This window comes from Streptosporangium sp. NPDC006930 (genome assembly GCF_040635605.1).
Lineage (GTDB): Bacteria > Actinomycetota > Actinomycetes > Streptosporangiales > Streptosporangiaceae > Streptosporangium.
This window is the reverse complement of record NZ_JBEYID010000018.1, coordinates 87314-107320: the sequence shown is the minus strand read 5'-3', so window position 1 is coordinate 107320 and position 20007 is coordinate 87314. Positions and strand designations below refer to the sequence as shown.

Sequence of the window (20007 nt, the reverse complement as noted above, 5' to 3'; positions counted from 1 at the left end):
GCATGTGTGTTCGAGAACTCCGCGACCAGTTGGGGCCCCGGATCGACGTCCGTGATGGGAGGCGGCGGCGTTCGCGTACTGATCAAGATCCTTCAGCCGGGCTCGGCCTCGCGTCGCGCCCGCGCCGTGCTCCGGGAGGTGCTCCGGGAGGCCGGTCTGGACGACGAGGCCGTCTCCGACGCGGAGACCATCGTGGCGGAGCTGGCCGCCAACGCGGAGCGGCATGCCCGTCCCCCGTACGAGCTGCGCGTCCTCAGTCTGGACGGTGTCCCCACCTGGTGTGAGGTCGTCGACGGCGATCCCGACCTCCACGAGGTCCGCATCATCCTCGGCCTTCTGGACTCGGTGGAGGAGATCGGCCTGCCTCTGCTCACCGAGAACGGCCGCGGCCTGCTCCTGGCCCACCGGCTCTCCCAGGGGCGGTGCCACGTCCACCCCGCCACGACCCACACCACCGGCACCCCCGGCAAGGCCGTCGTCTTCGCCCTGCCCACCCAACGTTAATCTTGCCTTGCGATCCGTCACATGAGCCTGGGTGAGATCCGGTCGGCGGGCAACCGTACCCAGCGCAAGGTCGAGCTCGGCGTGACGATGGACAACGTGTCGGGTGGCGCCCTCTACGACGAGGTGCGTCTCATCACCGCACGGCTCGGCCCGGTCCTGCCGTCGTCCTGATCCGGGCCGCCCGGTGTCAGGCGGGCGCGTAGGTGAGGCAGTCGATGTCCTGCTGCGCGTAGCCGACGACGATGCCGGAGGCCTGGCACTCGTACTGGATGTTGTGCTGGCAGTCGGCCATCTTGCAGGCGCCGACGCGGCCGGTGCGGGCCGGGTCGCCCCCCTTCGAAGGGACCTTGAAGAAGGTCTCGCACTCCGCGTGGCTGCTGTTGCCGACCGTGATGGCGAGGGCGTGGCAGCTGTGCGCGGTGTTGTACGCGCACGCCTCGACCTGGCACTCGTTGACCGCGGGCATCTCCATGGCTGAACTCTCCTTGCTCGGGCCGCTCCCAGGCTCGACGAGCCGTCGCCCAGTGATGTGTCGGCGTCACCCGTGGCGGCACCGGCGTGTCCCCCGGTCAGCGTCCGGGACGTCGGCCCGCCTCGCGCCGCGCCATGTCACGGCTGCCGATGCTCACGGCAGGACATGGCGCGGCCCGTGCCCACTACGGGCACCGGGACTATCCCGTCTCATACCGCGCCCGCGTCGTCTTCACGCTCCCGGCGGCCCCAAGGCTTCTCCAAGAGAGCCGGGGCGTTCGTTTCGCGTGTGACGGGTTTGGAAGGCGGCCGACGGTGCCCGAGGAGTGCCCGCGGTCACCGGCCGAGCAGGTGGGCGTAGCCGGGCTCCAGGCCGGCTCGCGCGGCGATGTCCGCCGTGCGGACCTCGAAGTCCTTCTCGTCGGTCAGTGTCGCGTTGTCCTCCAGGGTGACGCCCTGCGGCGGGTCGTCCCAGCCCACGGGGTCGGCGTCCCAGACGTTGCCTCGGAAGACGACGTTCTCCAGCGGCGGCCATGCCTGCAGGGTGGCGGTGTTGTCGGCGCGCTGGACGGCGTTGTCCTCGACGGTGACCCAGGCGGCGCCGTAGTCGGTGTAGAGCGCGAAGTTGTACGGCGTGAGCGTGTCGCGCACGACGTTGCCGCGGATCACCGCGCCGTTGTCGTGGGAGTCGCCCTGCGGGCCCGACAGGTAGACGCCGCCACCGTCGGCCAGCACCTTCAGCGTGTTGAAGGTAAGGTTTCGCAGGATTCGGGTGCTCCTGCCGACGCCGGCCACGATGCCGCAGTGCGGGACGTCGTTCACCTGGTTGTGCGCGATCGTGGTGTCCTCGCTCGCGGTCACCGCGATGCCGGGCGAGCCGGAGTATTCCAGGCCGATGTCGTGGATCCAGTTGTTCTCGACCGTGGCGCCACGGCTCCCGCTGATCAAGATCCCGCCGCCGCAGACGCCCTCGAACACGTTGCCCCGCACCAGGATGCCGGTGCTGTCGCCGGAGAACCGCAGGGCCGTGGCGCCCAACCTGGTGAAGCGGCAGTCTTCGACCGAGACACTTCCCGCGCCCTCGAACACGACGTTCGCGGGGATCGCCAGCGACTCCCCTGGAACCGTCACCCACGCTCCCTCGCCGAACGACACCTTCTCGATGGGTCCGCCGTCGTAGTAGCCGGTGCCGTGGTAGTGCAGGAAACCCTCGGGGCGGCTCGGCCGCATCCAGGTGGCGTCGGCGAAGGTGATGCCCAGGAAGGCGACGTCACGGGCGCCGGTGACGTTGACCAGTTCCTCCAGCACGGGTGCGACGACCTCCGTCCGCCCGGGATCCTCGCCGGGGCGCGGCCGGTAGTGCAGGACGTGGCGGCCGGGGCGGGACCTGTCGAGGGCGAAGGTGCCGGGCTCGGTCAGGAAGCCCACACCGTTCTCCACCCGGGTCGGCAGGCCGGGGCCGTGGGATTCGATGCTCGCCCACGGGACGGCCGAGTTGTAGAGGTCGATCGCCCAGCCGAAGGCGGGCTCGGCCATGGTGATGACGGTCGAGTGCTCGTCCCCCTCGACGGCGGCGACGCCGAGGCGGGCCTCGGTCCACGGGTAGACGCCGCGCAGGACGAACTCGACGTCGCCGGGGTTTCCCCAGCCCTGTGGGGCCGTGCTGTCGGTGACGTAACCCGTGTCGGTTCTGGTGGCGTTCCCGGGAATCGTGTCGATCGCGGCCCGTTCGGCCCTGCGCCCGTCGACGTGGAGCTGCCGGGTGTCGAGGTCGCCGACCTCGGCCAGCCACACGCCGTCCCGCTCGTGCCAGCCGGTGATCACTCTGCCCCCGCTGATGACGGCCTCGCCCACGGCCCGGTAGGTCACGCCCGAGTCGGCCTCGGTGAGCCGGAAGGTTTCTGCGAGCCTGTGGGTGCCCGCCAACAGGTTGACCACGGTGCCGACGCCGGTGCCGCGTGCCAGGTCACGGGCGCGGGTGAGGCTCGCGAGGGGTTGTCTGCTGGTGCCTGGCCAGGTGTCGTCGCCGGATGGGGAGACGTAGAGCTCACTCAAGGAACGCTCCTCGTTTATAATGTAAACATCGTTATACAGCATAAACAGATATTGGGTCTAAGCGTCAAGCCGGAAGGAGGACGGCGTGGCCGTCGAGGAGGGTCCCGACCGGACGGTCGAACTGCTGTGGCGAAAGCCGCCCGTGCCGAGACAGGGGCTGAGCGTCGACGCGATCGTGCGCGCGGCCGTCGAGATCGCCGATGCCGACGGGATCGAGGCACTGTCGATGCGCCGGGTCGGCGAACGGCTCGGCTTCACCAGCATGTCGCTCTACCGGCACGTGCCGGGGAAGGCGCAGCTCGTCGAGTTGATGTGCGACGCGGTGCTGGCCGACACCACGCCGGATGCCGCGCCGGGCACGGGTGGCGCACCGGGTCAGGCGGCGGGTGACACGGGGAGTACGTCAGGCGAGGCGGGCACGGCGGAAGCGGCGGCGGGCGAGGCGGGCGGGGGCGCCGCGGCGGCGGGAACCTCGGCGAGCACGGCACATGGGTGGCGCGAGGCGCTCGAGGGGTGGGCGCGGCGCGGCTGGGCCCTGCGCCTGCGCCACCCCTGGCTGGCCGGAGCGCGCGGCAGCCGGCACATCCCAGGACCGAACTCCGTCGCCAACTTCGAGTACGCGCTCAGCACCGTGGCGAAGAGCGGTCTGAAGCCCGCCGAGATGGTCGCCGTGGTGGGCCTCGTCGGCCGGTTCGTGGACAGTGAGGCGGCCAGGGCCGCGGAGATCGCCAGGGTCGAGCGGCACACCGGGGTCTCCGAGGAGGAGTGGTGGGGCGCCAGGGCGTCCCTGTACGAGAACCTCCACCGCTATCCCACGCTGACCCGCATCTGGGAGGCGGGCGGCTACGACGAGCCGGAGGACTCCTTCGAGTTCGGCCTGCGGCGCGTGCTGGACGGCATCGAGGCACTGATCCGCGAGCGTGATGTAAGCCGTGACGAAAGGGCCTCGTGTGTGATGTGCGGAACGAGCATGGACCGGGCCGAGGCGGGCCGCCCTCGCGCCTACTGCTCGCGCGCCTGCCAGCAACGCGCCTACCGCAGGCGCCACCGCTCCACGCCGCGACCGGGCGACCCGCCGGACCGCACCTGACCCTCTCGAACGGGTCCTCACCGAACGGGTCCCGGCCGGTCACCTCCCAGCCGAGGTCCGGCCGGGCCGGTTTCAGCCGAGCCGGTTCCAGCCGGGGGTCGGCCGGGCCGGTTTCAGACCGGCCGCCTCCGGCCGGTCGCGTTCCGGCGAAACAGGCCCCGGTCGGCGAACCCGGCCACGACCGCCCTCGCGCTCACCTCGACGCGGGTGCGGCGGCGAACCGGGGAAGCACGTTCTCACCAAACCAGTACGACTCCTCCAAATGGGGGTAGCCGGACAGAACGAACTCCTCGATGCCGAGCGAGGCGTACTCCTCGATCCGCTCGGCGACCTGGGAGTGGCTGCCCACCAGCGCGGTCCCGGCACCGCCCCTGACGAGACCGACCCCGGCCCAGAGGTTCGGGTGGATCTCCAGGTCGCGGGCGCCGCCACCGGTGAAGCCCTCGTGCAGTTCCAGCATGCGTTTCTGGCCGACCGACTCACTGCGGCCCAGCAGCTTCCTGGCCGAGACGATGTCGGCCGGGTCGATGGCGGCCAGCAGTCGTTCCGCCTCCGCCCAGGCGTCGCGCTCGGTGTCGCGGGTGATCACGTGCAGCCGGATGCCGAAGCGGAGCTTGCGGCCCTGCTCCTCGGCCAGCCCGCGGATCCACTCGATCTTCCTCGCGACCTGTTCCGGTGGCTCACCCCAGGTGAGGTAGACGTCCACGTGCCTGGCCGCGACCGGTCCCGCCGCCCGCGAGGAGCCGCCGAAGTAGATCTCCGGGACGGGGGCGGGCGTCTCGGAGACCATCGCGCCCTCGACCCGGTAGTGCGTGCCGTCGAAGTCGTACGGGGTGCCGCTCCACGCTCCGCGCACGATCGAGAGGAACTCGTCGGTGCGCTCGTAGCGTTCGTCCTTGGACAGGTGGTCGCCGAACCTGGCCTGTTCGACGGTCTCCCCGCCGGTCACCACGTTGAGCAGGAGCCTGCCGCGCGAGAGCCGCTGGTAGGTGGCGGCCATCTGCGCGGCCAGCGTCGGGGACATGAAACCCGGCCGGAACGCGACGAGGAACTTCAGCCGCTCGGTCTCTCTGGTCAGCGCGGCGGTGACCAGCCAGGCGTCCTCGCACCAGGTGCCGGTCGGGGTGAGGACCGCCTCGAAGCCGAGTTGCTCGGCGGAGCGGGCGACCTGCGCCAGGTATTCGATGTCCGGCGAGCGGAACGCCGCCGCCTCGGAGCGGCCGTGCCCCCTGGCGAGGCCGTGGCCGCCCCCGGTGAGGACCCGGCTGTCACCGGCGGTGGGCAGGAACCAGTGGAACTTCATCGAGTGCCTCCGGGCCTCGGAAGGGGGGTCACGAGGGGTTCTCCAGGGTGGCGTCGAACCGGGTGTCGACGACGTCGGCGAACGTTATGGACACCGGGATGAGCTTCTCCTCGCTGAAGGCGTCGGCCACGAGCTGCTCGCGTTCGACGACGTCACCGGCGAGCTTGAGGTCCCGGTACGAACTGCGCTTGATCGCCGTGCCGACGATCCCCCGGTCCAGGCCGGTGAGCTCGGAGAAGACCTTGGTCCACTCGTCCTGGTGCTCGTTGGCCCACTGGTGCGCCTTGCGGATTCGTGCCACCCAGTCTCCCAGCGCCGCCGTGCGGGCCGGGTCGGCGAGGACGTCCTTGCCCGTGATCTGGAACTCGAAGCCGTTGGCGTAGCCCTCGCCGTCGACCAGGATGCGCGCCTTGGTCTGCGCCTCGGCCTGGGCGGTGTAGGGATCCCAGATGGCCCATGCGTCGATCTTGCCGGAGGAGAGCGCGGCCAGGGCGTCCGGTGGCTGGAGATACTGGGGCTGGATGTCGCCGAAGCTCAGGCCCTCCTTCTTCAGCACGGCGAGCAGGTGGAAGTTCGCGGAGCTGCCCTTGGCCACGGCGACGCGCTTACCGCGCAGGTCGGCCGGGGTCTTGATGGGCGAGTCCGCGGGGACGACGACGGCCTGGCCGCCGAGCCCCTTCTCGGCGACCGCGACGACGGAGATCTTCGCCCCGGCGGCGGCGGCGAAGACCGGCGGGGCGTTGCCCACCGCACCGAAGTCCAGGGAACCGGCGTTGATGGCCTCCAGGATCGGCGGCCCCGAGGTGAACTGGGACCAGGTCACCTTGTACTTGACGTCGTCGAGCTGGCCGGCCGCGGTCAACAGCGCCTGCAGACCCGTGCCCTTCTGGTCGCCGACGCGCAGCGTCACCTGGGACAGGTCGATCGAGCCGTCGGCCCGGACGCTCTGTTCCTCCCCCGCCCCGCAGGCCGCGGTGACGGTGAGGAGCAGTGCCGCGGCGATCAGGGCGGTGACACGACGTTTCATGCGGTTCCTTCCGGGGTGACGCCCAGCCGGTCGAGCAGGGTGGAGCGCAGTGCGATGAGGTCGGGGTGGTCGCGGTGGCGGGGCCGGGGCAGTTCGATCCGGGACTCGTGGGCGATGGCGCCCCCGTCGAGTACCAGGACGCGGTCGGCCAGCAGCATGGCCTCGTCCACGTCGTGGGTGACGAGCAGGATGCCGGGGCGATGCCTCTCCCACAGGTCGAGTACGAGGCGGTGGATGGTGATACGGGTCAGCGCGTCCAGGGCGCTGAACGGCTCGTCGAGCAGGAGCAGGCCGGGCTCGCGGACCAGTGCCCTGGCCAGGGAGGCCCGCTGGGCTTCCCCGCCCGACAGGGTGAGCGGCCAGGCGTCGCTCAGCCGGCCGAGACCGACCTCCTCCAGCGCGGCCCCCGCGGCGGCGTCCGGGTCGGGGGCGCGAAGACCGAGGGCGACGTTGGCCAGGACCCGCTTCCACGGCACGAGCCGGGGTTCCTGGAAGGCCACGGCGACGGTGCCGCCGACCTCGACCTCGCCCTCGGCGCCGGGGTCGAGTCCCGCGAGCACCCGCAGGAGGGTGGACTTGCCGGAACCGCTGCGGCCGAGCAGCGCGACGAACTCGCCCCGGCCTATCTCCAGGTCGACCCCGTCGAGGACCCTTCGCCGCCCGAAGTCCCTGGTGAGGCTCCTCACAGCCGCCACCGAAGCCGCCGTGGAGGGCCGACTCTCCGTGCGGGACGACGCTTTCACGGTGGGCCGGAGCGCCGTCCGCGAAGGCGTCTTCGTCGGCGGCCGAGGATCGGTGCGCGAAGGCGTCTCGGTACGGGACGAGGTCAGCGTGACAGGAAATTCTGCCGCCATGACAGGGCCCTCCTCTCCAGCAGGCGCACCAGCGCGTCCGTCAGCAGGCCGAGGATCGCGTAGACGATCAGACCGACGACGACCACGTCGGTGCGCAGGAACTCCCTGGCGTTGTTGATCATGTATCCCAGTCCGGCGTCCGCGTTGATCTGCTCGGCCACGATCAGCGCCAGCCAGGCCACGCCCAGGCTCTGCCGCAGACCGACGAGCGTCTGGCCGAGCGCGCCCGGCAGGACGATGTGGGTGATCGTCTCGGTACGGCTCAGCCGCAGCACCCGGGCCACCTCGGCGAGCTTGCCGTCGACGCCGCGGATCCCGGAGAAGGTGTTGAGGTAGAGCGGGAAGACCACACCGAGGGCGACCAGGGCCACCTTGGGGGTCTCCCCGATGCCGAACCAGAGGATGAACAGCGGGATCAGGCCGAACAGCGGAAGCGCTCGCAGCATCTGCAGCGGCGGGTCGACGGCGTTCTCACCCACCCGGCTGAGCCCGGCGACCAGGGCGAGGCCGACTCCGGCGACCGCGCCGAGGGTGAAGCCGATCGCGGCCCGCTGGAGCGAGACGGCGATCGCCTCGGGCAGGACTCCTTCCTGGACGAGCCCGGCGGCGGTGGTGAGGATCTTGAAGGGCGAGGCGAGGAGCCGTTCCTGGAGGAGTCCCGCGGTGCTGGCGACCTGCCAGGCGACGACGATGACCAGAGGGCTGGCGAGACGCTGCCAGGCGGTGGATGAAAGAAGGGGGACGCGTGACCGTGTTCGCACGGTCTGTTGTCGTATCCCCGCGCCGACGGCGGAAGCGGACACGGAAGACCTCACTCACGGCTGGGGGCTGGGTTCCCGCCCATCGTCCGGCAAATAACCCACAAAGTCAATCGGTAATACAGGTTATTGCCGCCGGTATGTCGAGGGCCCCCGAATTGGTAGGTTTTCCGTAAAGGAAGAACGCATGCGCACGCGGAGGAGCTGGCACGGTGGAGGTCGAGCAGACGGCACTGCCTGGGATAGGACTGCGACACGAGTTCACCACGCGCTCAGGCAGGCGCATCGGGATCGTCACTCACCGCACCGGCCGCCGTGACCTGGTGATATACGACCCCGACGATCCTGATCGCGCGTGCGAGACCATCAAGCTGAACGACGAGGAGGCCGACGCGCTCGCCGAGTTGCTCGGCGCCCCGCGCATCGTGCAGCGCCTCAACGACCTGCACCGCGAGGTCGAGGGTCTGGTCAGCATGCAGCTGCCGATCCCGGCCGCCTCTCCGTACGCGGGCCGGCCGATGGGTGACGCGCGCGTGCGCACCCGCACCGGCGCCTCCATCGTGGCCGTGGTGCGCGAGGGCCAGGTCTTCGCCAGCCCCGCTCCCGACTTCACGCTGTCCCGGGGCGACGTGGTGGTCGTGGTGGGCAGCCCGGAGAGCACCTCCGCCGTCTCCGATATCCTTTCCGGCGGGTAGGACGCCGGGTGCACACCGCGATTCTTTTTCTTGAGCTCGGTGCTGTCCTTCTCGGGCTCGGCATACTCGGAGCACTCGCCCTAAAAGGGGGCATATCCCCCATCCCTCTCTACCTCATCGCGGGCCTCGCCTTCGGCACCGGCGGCATCCTGCCCCTCGCCACCAGCGAGGAGTTCATCGCGGTCGGCGCCGAGCTCGGTGTGATCCTGCTGTTGCTCACCCTCGGCCTGGAGTACAACGCCGACGAGCTCGTGACGAGCCTGAAGGGCAACGCGCGAGCGGGCGTCGTCGACCTGGTGCTCAACGCGGCACCGGGCGCGATCGCCGCGCTGCTGCTCGGCTGGGGTCCGGTGGCCGCCATCGCCATGGCCGGCGTCACGTACGCGACCTCCTCGGGCATCACCGCGAAGGTCCTGTCCGACCTGGGGTGGATCGGTAACCGCGAGACACCGGTGGTGCTGTCGCTGCTGGTCTTCGAGGACCTGACGATGTCCATCTACCTGCCGATCCTCACCGCGGTGCTGGCCGGGGTGAGCTTCGCCGGTGGCGCGATCACCGTGGCGATCGCGCTCGCCGCGGTGAGCGTCGTGCTGCTGGTCGCGCTCCGCTACGGCAGGTTCATCGAGGCCTTCGTCTCCAGCCCCAACTCCGAGGTGCTGCTGCTGAAGGTCGTCGGCCTCGCGCTGCTGGTCGCCGGAGTGGCGCAGCAGCTGCAGGTCTCGGCCGCGGTCGGCGCCTTCCTCGTCGGGATCGCGCTCTCGGGTGAGCTGGCCGAGGACGCGCAGGCGCTGCTCACCCCGCTCCGCGACCTGTTCGCCGCGGTGTTCTTCGTCTTCTTCGGCCTGCAGACCGACCCGACCAAGATCCTGCCGGTCGCCGGGCTCGCCGCGCTGCTCGCCCTGATCAGCATGATCACGAAACTGCTCACCGGCGCCTACGCCGCCCGCCGGGCGGGCATCGCCAATGCCGGACAGGCACGGGCCGGTATCGCGCTCATCCCCCGGGGCGAGTTCAACATCGTGGTCGCCGGACTCGCGGTGGCCGCCGGGGTCCATCCCGACCTGGGACCGCTCGCCGCCACGTACGTTCTCATCCTCGCCGCGTTCGGCCCGCTCGCCGCGCGGCTCGTCCAGCCCTTCATCACCGCCATCGCCAAGCGCGCCTGAGATCCCGCCCGGCCCGCCGTCCCGGCGGGCCGGGCGGGCCGGGCTGGATTCCCGGGACCGCTCAACCGGTCGCTTTCCTGGATCACGGACCGGAAAAACTCCGGCACCCGGCGGTGACCGCCGGGTGCCGAAGAAGGTGCGGAGAACGCGGGCTCAGCCTGTGACGACGCCTCCCTCCCATTCCGCGGCGAGCAACTCGTAGGAGCGGACCCGGTCGGCGTGGTCGTGGGTCATGGTGGTGATGAGCAACTCGTCGGCGCCGGTGACGTCGCGCAGCACGCGCAGCTTCTCCACGACGGTTCTCGGGGAGCCGACGAACTGGGTGGCGAGCCGGTCGGCGACCAGCGCGAGGTCCTCCTGCGTCCACTCGTGGGCGGCGGCCTCGGCCGGAGTCGGGAACGGGATCGCACCGGCGCCGGTGCGGATGCTGCGGACCCAGAGCCCGTACGGGGAGGCGAGGTCCCTCGCCCTCTCGTCGTCCTCCGCCACGACGACGTCGGCCGAGACGATCAGGTAGGGCTCGCTGAGGACCTCCGAGGGCTTGAACGCCTCCCGATACGCCTGCGCGGCGTCCAGCACCCCGGATGGGCTGACGTGGTAGTTCGCCGCGAACGGCAGTCCCCGCTCCCCCGCCACCTGCGCGCTCTGCCCGCCGCTGCTGCCCAGGATCCACAGCCGCAGGTCCGCGCCCTCGCCCGGCACGGCGTGCGCGACCACCCCCTCGGGGGAACGATAGGTCCCGGCCAGCAGAGCCGCGATCTCGTCGACCTGGTCGGCGAAGTCGGGGCTCTGCGCACCCGGCTGCTGAAGCAACGCGCCGTACAACGAGAACAGCGGCGACTTCACGAGCGCCGCGAAGGAGAAGGGCTCTGGAATGAGCAGCCCGTCCACGATCCTGGCGGGCGTCGGCGAGGTCGAGATCCTCTCCTCCGACTCCGAGAGCTCGACGGTCGCGCGAAGTTCGGCCCCGCGCCGGCCCGACCGGCCCAGGCCGAGGTCGACGCGGCCCGGGTAGAGCGCGTCGACGAGACCGAACTGCTCGACCACCGACAGCGCGGTCTGGTGACCGACCTGGACGGCTCCTGAGCCGACCCTGATCGTGCTGGTCGCGGCGGCCACCAGGCCGATGAGCACGGCGGGGGCGGCACTGGCGACACCGGGCGCGAGGTGGTGCTCGGCCACCCAGTAGCGGAGGTAGCCGAACTCCTCAGCCCGCCGGGCCAGGTCCAGGGTGTTGCGCAGCGCCTCGCCGGCGGTGCCACCGGAGGGGATGGGTGCCAGGTCGAGGATCGACAGGGAGGTCATGACCGCACCTCCTCGCGCTGTGAACTCCCGGAGCGGGGAGCCTCGGGGGCCGGGCTCTCGTGCCGTGGGCTTTCCGTGCCTGAACTCCCGGAACTCGAACCTGCGGGCCCCGGGCCTCCCGGCTCGGAGCCCACCTGGCGGGGGAACGGCCTGCTGGGGATCTCCGCGCGCAGCACGGGAGCGATGTCGCTCTGGAAGAGTTCCAGGGCCGTCCGGTGCTGCTTGTCGGTGAGGCCGTCCGCGTCGGCGTGCAGGTGCATGACCTCGTGCCCGAGCCGCTCGTGGTAGCGGTGGACCTTGTCGATGATCTGCTGCGGGCTGCCGACCAGGATCGAGCTGCGCTCGATCGCGTCCTCCAGGGTGTGAAAGACCGGGTCCACCCCGACCTTCCTGAACAGTTCCAGCCTCGCGTTGAAGATCGGCCGGTAGGTCTCGATCGCGTCCTGGGACCTCCTGGTCGCGTAGTAGCCCGCCGTACCCGCGCCCACCAGGGCGTCGGCGGGGTCGTGACCGTGGAACTCCCAGCGTTCCCGGTAGTGGCGGACCAGCTCGGCGTACGGCTCGACCGGGTTGCTGACGTTGGCGGAGAAGAGCGGATCGCCGTACAGGGCGGCGAGCTCCACCGACTCCTTGCTGGTGGCGCTGCCGTGCCAGACGCGAATGGGGCGCTGTAGCGGGCGCGGCCAGGTTTCCGCGTCGGTCAGGGACGGCCGGAACCTCCCCGACCAGGTGACCTTGTCCTCCCGCCACAGGCGGCGGAACAGCTCGTAGCCCTCCCGGTTGCGCTCCCACTGGTCCTCGCCGGTCACATGGAACAGCTGGGCCTGCGCGGCGCCGTTGCCCTTGCCGATGATGAGTTCCAGGCGGCCGTCGGAGAGGTGGTCGAGGGTGGCGTAGTCCTCGTAGGCCCGTACGGGGTCCAGCAGGCTCAGTGTGGTGACCGCGGTGAACAGCCTGATCGTCGACGTCCTGGCCGCGATGTGGCTGAGCACGACCGGCGGGGACGAGGAGATGAACGGGCGCTCGTGCCGCTCCCCGACACCGAAACCGTCGAACCCGAGTTCCTCGGCCAGCACGGCGTTCTCGACGACCTCGCGCAGGCGCGCGTTGGTCGACTTGAGCTCGCCGGTGATGGGGTCGGGGCCGTGAACAATCAGGGTGATCGCCAGAAATCTCATCGTTCGTTCTCCAGGCCCAGGTGACCGCGCAGCGTGGTGGTCTCGTACTCGGCGCGGAAGACCCCGCGTTCCTGCAGCAGCGGTACGACCGTGTCGACGAAGGCGTCCAGGCCGCCGGGGGTGAGGTGCGGCACCAGGATGAACCCGTCGGAGGCGTCGTTCTGCACGAACTCGTTGATCTCCTCGGCGACGCGTGAGGGCGAGCCGATGAAGGACTGCCTGCCGGTCACCTCGATGATCAGGTCGCGGATGCCGAGCTTCTTGGACTCGGCCAGGGCCCGCCACTCCGCCGCCGTCTTGAGCGGGTCGCGGGACAACCGGGTCCGGCCCTTGATGATCGAGTCCTCGGAGACGTCGGGGTCGATCTCGGGCAGCGGTCCCTCGGGGTCGTAGGCCGACAGGTCACGGTTCCACAGTTGCTCCAGCAGCAGGATCGCGGTCTGCGGGCTGACCTGCTGGCGGCGGATGTGGTCGGCGTTCTCCTGTGCCTCGGCGTCGGTGTCGCCGAGCGCGAACGTGGCACCGGGGAGGATCTTCAGGGAGTCGGGCGACCGGCCGTGCGCGGCCAGCCTCGACTTGATGTCCCGGTAGAAGGCCTGCCCCTCCTGGAGTCTGCTGTGCCGGGAGAAGACGGCGTCGGCGGTGGCCGCCGCGAAGGCCCTGCCCCCCTCGGAGTCCCCCGCCTGGATGGTCAGCGGACGGCCCTGCGGGCTGCGCGGCACGGTGAAGTGGCCGCCGATGTCGAAGTGGGTGCCCCGGTGGGCGAACTCCCCCGCGTCCGGCCTGGCGAACGTGCCGGCCGCCGGGTCCGCGACGAGGTCGTCGGCCGCCCACGAGTCCCAGAGCTCGTTGACGGTCCGCACGAACTCCTCGGCTCGCTCGTAGCGCCGCGCGTACTCCAGGAAACCGCCCCGGCGGAAGTTCTCCCCGGTGAAGGCGTCGGAGGAGGTGACGACGTTCCACCCGGCCCGGCCTGCGGACAGGTGGTCGAGGGTGGCGAGCTTGCGGGCGAGCTCGTACGGCTCGTTGAAGGTGGCGTTGATCGTCCCGGCCAGGCCGAGGTGGTCGGTGACCGCGGCGAGACCGGAGAGCACGGTGAGCGAGTCGGGGCGGCCGACCACGTCGAGGTCATGGATCTTCCCGCGCTGTTCGCGCAGCCGCTGCCCGTCCGCGAGGAAGAAGAAGTCGAACTTCCCGCGCTCGGCGGTCCGCGCCAGGTGGGTGAACGAGGCGAAGTCGATCTGGCTGCCCGAGGCGGGATCACTCCAGACCGTGTGGTTGTTCACACCCGGGAAGTGGGCGGCGAGGATGACCTGCTTCATCGTCGGCTCCCTGCGTAGCGGCCGGCGGGTCGGGGCAGGTGGAGATGGCCGCGGAGGGTGTCGGCCTCGTAGGCTCGGCGGAAGGCGCCGCGTCCCTGGAGTTCGGGCACCAGGCCGCGCGTGATCGCGTTCAGGTCGGTCGGCAGCACGGCGGGCCGTAGCCTGAAGCCCTCCAGGCCGGCCGCGCGCCATTCCAGGAGCAGGTCGGCGAGTTCGCCGGGCGTGCCCGTGAAGATCGCGGCGTCGGAGGTGTGGGCGGCGCCGTCGAGCTCGTCGAGCCGGGCCCCGCGCTCGCGGGCGTCGTTCCCGTCCTCTCCCAGGAGCACGACGAGGTCCGCGAAGATCTTCAGTTTCTCGGCGTCCGGGTCGCGCACCTCTTCGGCGATCTCGCGCACCTCCGCCACGACGGCCCGCGCCTGCTCGGTGTCGTGCGGCGTGACGTGGACGACGTCGGCGCCGCGCGCGGCGAACTCGTACGGCAGCCGGGAGTGTGCCAGCGCGGTGACGAGCGGCTGCCCCTGGGGCGGTCGCGGCACGATGGAGGGCCCCTTCACGGTGAAGTGCTCGCCCTCGAAGTCGACGTAGTGGAGTTTGTCGCGGTCGACGAACCGGCCGGTGGCCACGTCGCGGATGACCGCGTCGTCCTCCCAGCTGTCCCACAGGCGCCGCACCGCCTCCACGGCGTCGGCGGCGTCACCGAACAGTTCCCGCACCAGGGGTGCCCTGCCGAGGTCGCCGAGGCTCTCCGGTGTCAGGACGGGAACCTCCCGGCGGCCGAAGTGGGCGGCCTCGGTGTGGCGCCCGGAGATCTGTGCGCGCCATCCGGCCCGGCCGGAGCTGACGTGGTCGAGGGTGGCGATGGAGCTCGCGACGTGGAAAGGCTCGGTGTGCGTGGTGGTGACCGTGGGCACCAGCCCGATCCTGCTCGTCAGCGGGGCGATCCTGGAGGCGACGAGGGCGGCGTCGAGACGCCCGCGCACCTGGTCGGTACGGCCGTCGTGACCGTCCAGGCGCGTGGTCTGCAGGGCGAGGGAGTCCTCGATGGTGACGAAGTCGAGGAGGCCGCGCTCGGCCTCGGCCACCAGGGCGGCCCAGTAGGCGGCGGTGAACAGGACTTTCGGGGAGGCGGCGGGGTCACGCCAGGCTGCGGGGTGCCATCCGGCGCCGTCGAATGCGACGGCGAGATGCAGGGGAACTGCCGACATGCGGTGACGATAACACAAAAACCCTTAATCTCTACATGTTTAGTTGGTTATATCGCGGAAGTTGGCCCGTCGCGGACGTCTTCCTGACGTCGGCATCGGGATCTGGTAGGCATTTGTCCCGTGACGCGCTTTCTAGCAGCTCTCGCGATGACTCTCCCGCTCATCGCCGCCGCGGCTCCGGCTTCGGCCGCCGCCCCCGGCAAGCCGAACATCCCACCGGGAGTGACGGCCGGTTACGTGGTCTTCGACCGGCAGACGGCGAAGGTGACCGAATACCGCAACGCGCACCGGAGATTCCGATCGGCGTCGGTGGTGAAGATCCTCATCGCGATCGACTACCTGGAGTCGCGCAAGAGCGTTCCCGAGCGGGACCTCGCGCTGCTGAAGGTCATGCTGCGGGTGAGCGACGACGGCGCCGCGACGTCCTTCTGGACCCGGGGCGGTCAGGGAAAGATCATCCAGCGGATGGCGCGCAAGCTGCGGCTCACCGACACCGCTCCCCCACCGGCCGACAAGCCGGGCTTCTGGGGTTACACCTCACTCAGCGCGATGGACGTCGCCACGACCTACCGCTACCTGCTCGACCGGGCCGACCCCAAGGTCGGCGGCCTGATCCTGGGCCACCTGCGCAGGTCGGGGCAGTGCGGCTCCGACGGTTTCGACCAGTACTTCGGCATCCCCCGCGCGGTGCGCGGGCCGTGGGCGGTCAAGCAGGGCTGGTCGGGGTACGGCTCCACGCCCCCGGTCCGCTGCCGCCCGGCGAAAGCCCCCGCGTCCACCCCCCGGCCTTCGAGCTCGGCCGCCCCCGCGTCCGTCGCCCACCCCTCGACCTTCACCGCGGCCACACCCGACGTCCCGCTCGCCGCGCACCCCGCCACCTCCACCGACTCCACGGTCACCGCGCGGACCGTACCCGCCGCACAGGTCATCCCCGCCCGCTCAGGGCCGGTCCCCGATCTGGGACGCCCGGTCCTGCACACCACGGGGCTCGTCGGCCCCAAGGAGCGCTGGATCGTGGTCCTGCTGACCGCCCACCCTGCGGGAAGCACCTGGCAGCGCTCCACCGCCCAGACGACGAAGCTGGCCCGGGAGGTCCACCTCAGCGGGACCTCCTGATCAGACGCGGCGTACGTCGCCGGCCGCGGTCATTGCGCCGACTCGTCGAGGGAGGCGACGAGACGGCGCAGGGTCTGCTGCAGGTCCAGGACCTCGACGGGGGCGAGACCGGCGGCCTCGAAGATCCGGGCGGGGACGTCACACGCCCGCTCCCCCAGCCGGCCACCCTCATCGGTGAGCCGCACCAGCACGGATCGCTCGTCCTCCGTGCTGCGCTCGCGACGCACCAGGCCCGCCGCCTCCAGCCTCTTCAGCAGCGGGGACAGGGTGCCCGAGTCGAGCCGCAACCTCACGCCGAGCTCCTTGACCGTCACCGGCTCGCGCTCCCAGAGCACCATCATGACCAGGTACTGCGGGTAGGTCAGGCCGAGCTCGCCCAGCACCCTGCGGTAGACGGCGTCCAGGGCGCGAGAGGCGGCGTGCACGTCGAAGCACACCAGATTCTCGACGGTGATCTTCACGTCTCGATTATACCGACCTTGACTGCTATCAACTTAATTGTGCACAATTAAGTTGTCCAAAACCGAGAAGGGATCACGATGAGTACGATCTACACGGCCATCGCCACCGCCAACGGCAGGGAAGGACGGGCGGTCTCGTCCGACAAGCGCCTCGACGTGACCCTCGCACCACCGAAGGAGCTGGGCGGATCCGGCGAGGGCACCAATCCCGAGCAGTTGTTCGCGGCCGGATACGCCGCCTGCTTCGCCAGCGCGCTCCAGTTGATCGGCAGGAGGCAGAAGGCCGACGTGTCCGAGGCCTCGGTGACCGCCGAGGTGGGCCTCGTCCCCGAGGGTGAGGGCTTCGCGCTCGCCGTGACGCTGCGCGTCGAGCTGCCCGACGAGTTGCACGGGGAGGCCGGCACCGCCCTCGTGGAGGCCGCCCACCAGGTTTGCCCCTACTCCAACGCCACCCGGGGCAACATCCCGGTCAACCTGGTGATCGAGTAGTCAGACCCCCGGACCCTCCGGGGAGCGTGGTCAGGGAAGGGGTCTGCGACCGGCGAAGCCGAGTTCGTCTCGGTGGTACCACGCCAGCTCGCGGTCCCCTTCCAGCCAGCACAGCTGCACCCGCACCCCGTCGAGCACCGAGGGGAAGTCGACCAGCAGAGGCGCGACGCCCTTGACCTCGATGCCTCGCTCCTCGAACCAGCCGAGGATCTCCTCCAGCCTGGCCTCGAAGGCCTTCGCCTCCGCCAGACCACCGGCCTTTGACGTCCCGGTGCTGCGGAGCTCGTGCGCGAGCTCGGCCAGCTCCCCCCGCATCGCCACGAACGCGGCGGCCCGCTCCAGCAGCACGGGCATGAGCGCCCGCGCCTCCTCAACGGTGAAGATCTTGTCCACCCTCGCACGCTAGCGCGTCCCCTGCCGGAACGCGGCGAGGCCCCGGAATGTTGTCAGCAAATGCTGACAACAACGAACCTGTCAGCTTATGCTGACAGCATGGGATCGTTGAACGAGTTCGCCGAGGCCGTCGACGGCAAGGATCCGGTGGTGGCGCTGGCGGCCGTGGCGGCACTACGCAGGCTTCTGGAGGAACTTGAGGCCGCGCACGTCATCGAGGCCAGGAACCAGGGTTCCTCCTGGGAGGTCATCGCCGCCGCGCTCGGCGTCAGGCGGCAGACGGCACACCGCAAGCACGCACACCGAACCACCGACGGCGGGAGCTGACGATGTTCGCGAGATTCACCCCCGAGGCCCGGCGAACCACGGTCCGCGCCGGACTGCTGGCGCTCGACCACGGCCACACCACGCTCGACGAGGACATGTTCCTGCTCGCCCTGGCCGAGTCCTGGCCGGTGACCGGTCTCGGGGTCACCCCCGAGGCAGTCGGCGCGGAGATCCGGAACCGTGAGGCCGCGAAGGGCCGGGCGGGCGACCGCGCGCTGCTCGCCGCCATCGGCGTCGACCTGGACGAGGTCAGGCGGCACCTCCCGCCCCGGCGGGAGGATCCCCTGGCGTGGCGACTGACGCGCTCCAGGCTCCGCCCGCTGAACGTGACGCTCAGCGGCCCGGCCGGTGACCTGCTCCTCACGGCCAGGGCGCGGAAGGCCGTCGAGGTCGCCCTGCACACCCGCGGCACCGATTCCCAGGTGGGCGGCGAGGAGTTGCTGAAGGGCCTGCTGGCCGACGGCTCGAACGCCTCCGTCTCCATCCTGCGCGGCCTCGGCGTCGACGTTCGCGGCCTCGCGGCGAGCATCGGCTTCCTGCGCGAGTCGGCCTGAGCCTTCCTGCGCGTGTCGGCCCGAGCCTGAGAGCGCGCATCGACCCGCGCTCTCGGCCCCGCCAAGGATCTTCCGAAAGGGGCCGGGAGGGGTGCGAAGCGGGCACCGCCCGGCCGTCCCTGCGGAAGGAGGTCAGGAAGGAGCGAGCGAGGGCCGGATCAGGTCTCGATGCCGTAGAAGCGCGCTGCGGTACCGCCGAGGATCGCCTCCCTGGCGGCCTCGTCGAGACCCGACAGCAGCACGCCGGTCTCCCTCCAGACCTTGGCGTAGTCGCCCGCGAGGACGGCCACCGGCCAGTCGCTGCCGAACATCAGCCGCTCGGGGCCGAACGCCTCAAGCGCGTGGTCGACGTAGGGGCGGAGGTCCTCGGCGGTCCAGGTCTCGGGATCGGCGGCGGTGTTGAGGCCGGACACCTTCCCGTACACGTTGGGGTGCTCGGCGGCGCGGGCGATCAGCGACGCCCACGGCTCCCACCCCTTCTCCCTGATCGGCGGCTTGGACAGGTGGTCGATGACCAGCCGCAGCCCGGGGACGCGCTCGGCGAGGAACGGCACGTGCTCCAGGTGCCTGGGCAGCACGGCGACCACGTCGAACGGCAGCCCCGCCGCGGCGAGCAGGCCCAGGCTCTCGATCACCGTGTCCTGGACCACCCAGTCGGGATCGGGATCGTCGTGGATGAGGTGCCTCACCCCGGCGAATCTCGGATGCCTGCCGTAGCGCTCCAGCGCCCCGGCCGCCTCGTCGGGCCGGTTCAGCGGCACCCACCCCACCACGGCGGCGATGAAGTCGTGGGCGTCCGCCTGCGCCAGCATCGCGTCGGTGTCGGCGTAGGTGTCGGCGGCCTGGACCAGCACGGTCCGCTCCACACCGGCGGCGGCGAGCTGCGGGACGAGCTCCTCGGGAGCGAAGGTGCGGTAGAGCGGCCCCGCCTCCGGCGTCAGCCAGGGGTAGGAGCCCGTCTCCAGATTCCAGAAGTGCTGGTGGGCATCGATGACGGCCATCCACCGCTCCCCTTCGATTCCGTGATCAGTCGTCTGAGCCTGCTCAAACTAGGGCGACGTGACAAGGGTGTCAACGCCGTCGGGCCCGCGGGAACCGGCCGGTGGCGATCACTTTGGCGGGCGCGTCTCACACGTACGGACCGGTGGCGGTCGCTCCCCCGAGCAGAGCGTCCACCACCGGCCCGTGCGCCCTTCGGAGGGTCGCCCGTCGTTACGCCGGCTACGCCGGGGTCAGGGCCTGGTCGTCCGGCCGCGCGGAAACCGGCCGCGCGCTCGCGGGCGAGGATGAGCCGGGCGCCGGAAGCACGATGGAGAGCGGGACGGGCGCGGTGTTCACCGTGCGGCTGCCGCTGCGAGGGAAGGGCGTAGAAGCTCGTCCGCTACGCGGAGTTCCGGTCGTCGGTGGAGGGCGTGGGAGAGGCGAACGGTCAGGGCGAGGTGGACCGCGCGCCGGCGGCGCTACGGGGTCCGACGCAGAGCCTGTTGCCCAAGGAGATGACGCAGGCCACGCTCGACGCCGTGCTGGCGGAGCTGCGCAAGGCCCCCGGCGGCCTGTCGGCCCAGACCGCCGGGGCGGCGATCGGCGTCTCCCGGGTGACCGCCCGCCGCTACCTGGAGCATCTGACGGAGAACGGGATCACACACCGGGTCCCCCAGTACGGCGGACTCGGACGACCCGAGCTGCTCTACCGGATCACTTGAGATCCCGCCGGGCGAGGAGGCGCTGCAGGAG

General features: G+C 70.8%; 23 protein-coding genes. 10 read left to right on the top strand and 13 right to left on the bottom strand.

What is annotated here, in order from left to right; translation table 11 throughout:
* Nucleotides 1-6: 6 nt before the first annotated feature.
* Nucleotides 7-504, top strand: a complete 498-nt coding sequence (locus ABZ664_RS28140) for an ATP-binding protein (protein WP_362516127.1) — start codon at nt 7-9, stop codon at nt 502-504.
* A 21-nt stretch (nt 505-525) separates the two neighbouring features.
* The gene (locus tag ABZ664_RS28135) at nt 526-675 is read left to right on the top strand and encodes a hypothetical protein (RefSeq protein ID WP_362516125.1); all 150 of its coding nucleotides are present in this window, start codon (nt 526-528) and stop codon (nt 673-675) included.
* A 16-nt stretch (nt 676-691) separates the two neighbouring features.
* On the opposite strand, the gene ABZ664_RS28130 is transcribed toward ABZ664_RS28135, so the two are convergent.
* Both ABZ664_RS28130 and ABZ664_RS28125 read right to left on the bottom strand, forming a co-directional pair.
* Complete coding sequence (locus ABZ664_RS28130) at nt 692-976, bottom strand: DUF1540 domain-containing protein (RefSeq protein ID WP_362516122.1); 285 nt, start codon at nt 974-976, stop codon at nt 692-694.
* 335 nt (nt 977-1311) lie between these two features.
* On the bottom strand, nt 1312-3030 hold the full coding sequence (locus ABZ664_RS28125; RefSeq protein ID WP_362516120.1) for a right-handed parallel beta-helix repeat-containing protein: 1719 nt from the start codon (nt 3028-3030) through the stop codon (nt 1312-1314).
* Nucleotides 3031-3115: 85 nt separating this feature from the next.
* On the opposite strand from ABZ664_RS28125, the gene ABZ664_RS28120 reads away from it, so the two are divergent.
* The gene (locus ABZ664_RS28120; RefSeq protein ID WP_362516118.1) at nt 3116-4120 is read left to right on the top strand and encodes a TetR/AcrR family transcriptional regulator; all 1005 of its coding nucleotides are present in this window, start codon (nt 3116-3118) and stop codon (nt 4118-4120) included.
* A 193-nt stretch (nt 4121-4313) separates the two neighbouring features.
* On the opposite strand, the gene ABZ664_RS28115 is transcribed toward ABZ664_RS28120, so the two are convergent.
* The 4 genes from ABZ664_RS28115 to ABZ664_RS28100 form a co-directional block, all read right to left on the bottom strand.
* Nucleotides 4314-5423, bottom strand: a complete 1110-nt coding sequence (locus ABZ664_RS28115) for an LLM class flavin-dependent oxidoreductase (protein ID WP_362516116.1) — start codon at nt 5421-5423, stop codon at nt 4314-4316.
* Between the two features lie 28 nt (nt 5424-5451).
* The gene (locus tag ABZ664_RS28110; RefSeq protein ID WP_362516114.1) at nt 5452-6450 is read right to left on the bottom strand and encodes an ABC transporter substrate-binding protein; all 999 of its coding nucleotides are present in this window, start codon (nt 6448-6450) and stop codon (nt 5452-5454) included.
* On the bottom strand, nt 6447-7136 hold the full coding sequence (locus ABZ664_RS28105; RefSeq protein WP_362516112.1) for an ABC transporter ATP-binding protein: 690 nt from the start codon (nt 7134-7136) through the stop codon (nt 6447-6449). Before ABZ664_RS28105 ends, ABZ664_RS28110 begins: the two co-directional genes overlap by 4 nt.
* 140 nt (nt 7137-7276) lie before the next feature.
* Nucleotides 7277-8065 carry an ABC transporter permease gene (locus tag ABZ664_RS28100; RefSeq protein ID WP_362516110.1) on the bottom strand — a complete coding sequence of 263 codons (789 nt, stop codon included), beginning with the start codon at nt 8063-8065 and terminating at the stop codon, nt 7277-7279.
* Nucleotides 8066-8274: 209 nt separating this feature from the next.
* Between ABZ664_RS28100 and ABZ664_RS28095 the strand changes: the two genes are divergently transcribed.
* Nucleotides 8275-8757, top strand: a complete 483-nt coding sequence (locus ABZ664_RS28095) for a cation:proton antiporter regulatory subunit (RefSeq protein ID WP_362516108.1) — start codon at nt 8275-8277, stop codon at nt 8755-8757.
* Nucleotides 8758-8765: 8 nt separating this feature from the next.
* Complete coding sequence (locus ABZ664_RS28090) at nt 8766-9923, top strand: cation:proton antiporter (protein WP_362516104.1); 1158 nt, start codon at nt 8766-8768, stop codon at nt 9921-9923.
* Between the two features lie 153 nt (nt 9924-10076).
* On the opposite strand, the gene ABZ664_RS28085 is transcribed toward ABZ664_RS28090, so the two are convergent.
* From ABZ664_RS28085 to ABZ664_RS28070, 4 genes are read right to left on the bottom strand one after another with little or no spacing between them, the layout of a single operon-like run.
* Nucleotides 10077-11228 (bottom strand): LLM class flavin-dependent oxidoreductase, encoded by a 1152-nt coding sequence (locus ABZ664_RS28085; protein ID WP_362516102.1) that lies wholly within the window; start codon nt 11226-11228, stop codon nt 10077-10079.
* On the bottom strand, nt 11225-12406 hold the full coding sequence (locus ABZ664_RS28080) for an LLM class flavin-dependent oxidoreductase (protein ID WP_362516100.1): 1182 nt from the start codon (nt 12404-12406) through the stop codon (nt 11225-11227). The genes ABZ664_RS28085 and ABZ664_RS28080 overlap by 4 nt, the downstream gene beginning before the upstream one ends.
* Nucleotides 12403-13728, bottom strand: coding sequence for an NtaA/DmoA family FMN-dependent monooxygenase (locus ABZ664_RS28075; protein ID WP_362516098.1), 1326 nt, complete (start codon nt 13726-13728; stop codon nt 12403-12405). Before ABZ664_RS28075 ends, ABZ664_RS28080 begins: the two co-directional genes overlap by 4 nt.
* Nucleotides 13725-14933: an LLM class flavin-dependent oxidoreductase gene (locus tag ABZ664_RS28070; protein WP_362516096.1), complete on the bottom strand. Its 1209-nt coding sequence runs from the start codon at nt 14931-14933 to the stop codon at nt 13725-13727. Before ABZ664_RS28070 ends, ABZ664_RS28075 begins: the two co-directional genes overlap by 4 nt.
* Nucleotides 14934-15080: 147 nt before the next feature.
* Between ABZ664_RS28070 and ABZ664_RS28065 the strand changes: the two genes are divergently transcribed.
* Nucleotides 15081-16049 (top strand): hypothetical protein, encoded by a 969-nt coding sequence (locus ABZ664_RS28065; RefSeq protein ID WP_362516093.1) that lies wholly within the window; start codon nt 15081-15083, stop codon nt 16047-16049.
* A 29-nt stretch (nt 16050-16078) separates the two neighbouring features.
* Here the strand turns inward: ABZ664_RS28065 and ABZ664_RS28060 are convergent, their stop codons facing one another.
* Nucleotides 16079-16504 (bottom strand): MarR family transcriptional regulator, encoded by a 426-nt coding sequence (locus ABZ664_RS28060; protein ID WP_362516253.1) that lies wholly within the window; start codon nt 16502-16504, stop codon nt 16079-16081.
* A gap of 84 nt (nt 16505-16588) precedes the next feature.
* Between ABZ664_RS28060 and ABZ664_RS28055 the strand changes: the two genes are divergently transcribed.
* Nucleotides 16589-16999 (top strand): organic hydroperoxide resistance protein, encoded by a 411-nt coding sequence (locus tag ABZ664_RS28055; protein WP_362516091.1) that lies wholly within the window; start codon nt 16589-16591, stop codon nt 16997-16999.
* 30 nt (nt 17000-17029) lie between these two features.
* On the opposite strand, the gene ABZ664_RS28050 is transcribed toward ABZ664_RS28055, so the two are convergent.
* Nucleotides 17030-17392 carry a DUF2203 domain-containing protein gene (locus ABZ664_RS28050; protein WP_362516088.1) on the bottom strand — a complete coding sequence of 121 codons (363 nt, stop codon included), beginning with the start codon at nt 17390-17392 and terminating at the stop codon, nt 17030-17032.
* A 99-nt stretch (nt 17393-17491) separates the two neighbouring features.
* On the opposite strand from ABZ664_RS28050, the gene ABZ664_RS28045 reads away from it, so the two are divergent.
* Together ABZ664_RS28045 and ABZ664_RS28040 are read left to right on the top strand one after the other, a co-directional pair.
* Nucleotides 17492-17719 carry a helix-turn-helix domain-containing protein gene (locus tag ABZ664_RS28045; RefSeq protein WP_362516086.1) on the top strand — a complete coding sequence of 76 codons (228 nt, stop codon included), beginning with the start codon at nt 17492-17494 and terminating at the stop codon, nt 17717-17719.
* Between the two features lie 2 nt (nt 17720-17721).
* A complete protein-coding gene (locus ABZ664_RS28040) occupies nt 17722-18273 on the top strand; it encodes a Clp protease N-terminal domain-containing protein (RefSeq protein WP_362516084.1) in 552 nt (183 codons plus the stop codon).
* A 158-nt stretch (nt 18274-18431) separates the two neighbouring features.
* On the opposite strand, the gene ABZ664_RS28035 is transcribed toward ABZ664_RS28040, so the two are convergent.
* Nucleotides 18432-19274 (bottom strand): amidohydrolase family protein, encoded by an 843-nt coding sequence (locus tag ABZ664_RS28035; RefSeq protein WP_362516081.1) that lies wholly within the window; start codon nt 19272-19274, stop codon nt 18432-18434.
* A gap of 411 nt (nt 19275-19685) precedes the next feature.
* Between ABZ664_RS28035 and ABZ664_RS28030 the strand changes: the two genes are divergently transcribed.
* Complete coding sequence (locus ABZ664_RS28030) at nt 19686-19976, top strand: HTH domain-containing protein (RefSeq protein ID WP_362516080.1); 291 nt, start codon at nt 19686-19688, stop codon at nt 19974-19976.
* Nucleotides 19977-20007 lie beyond the last annotated feature (31 nt).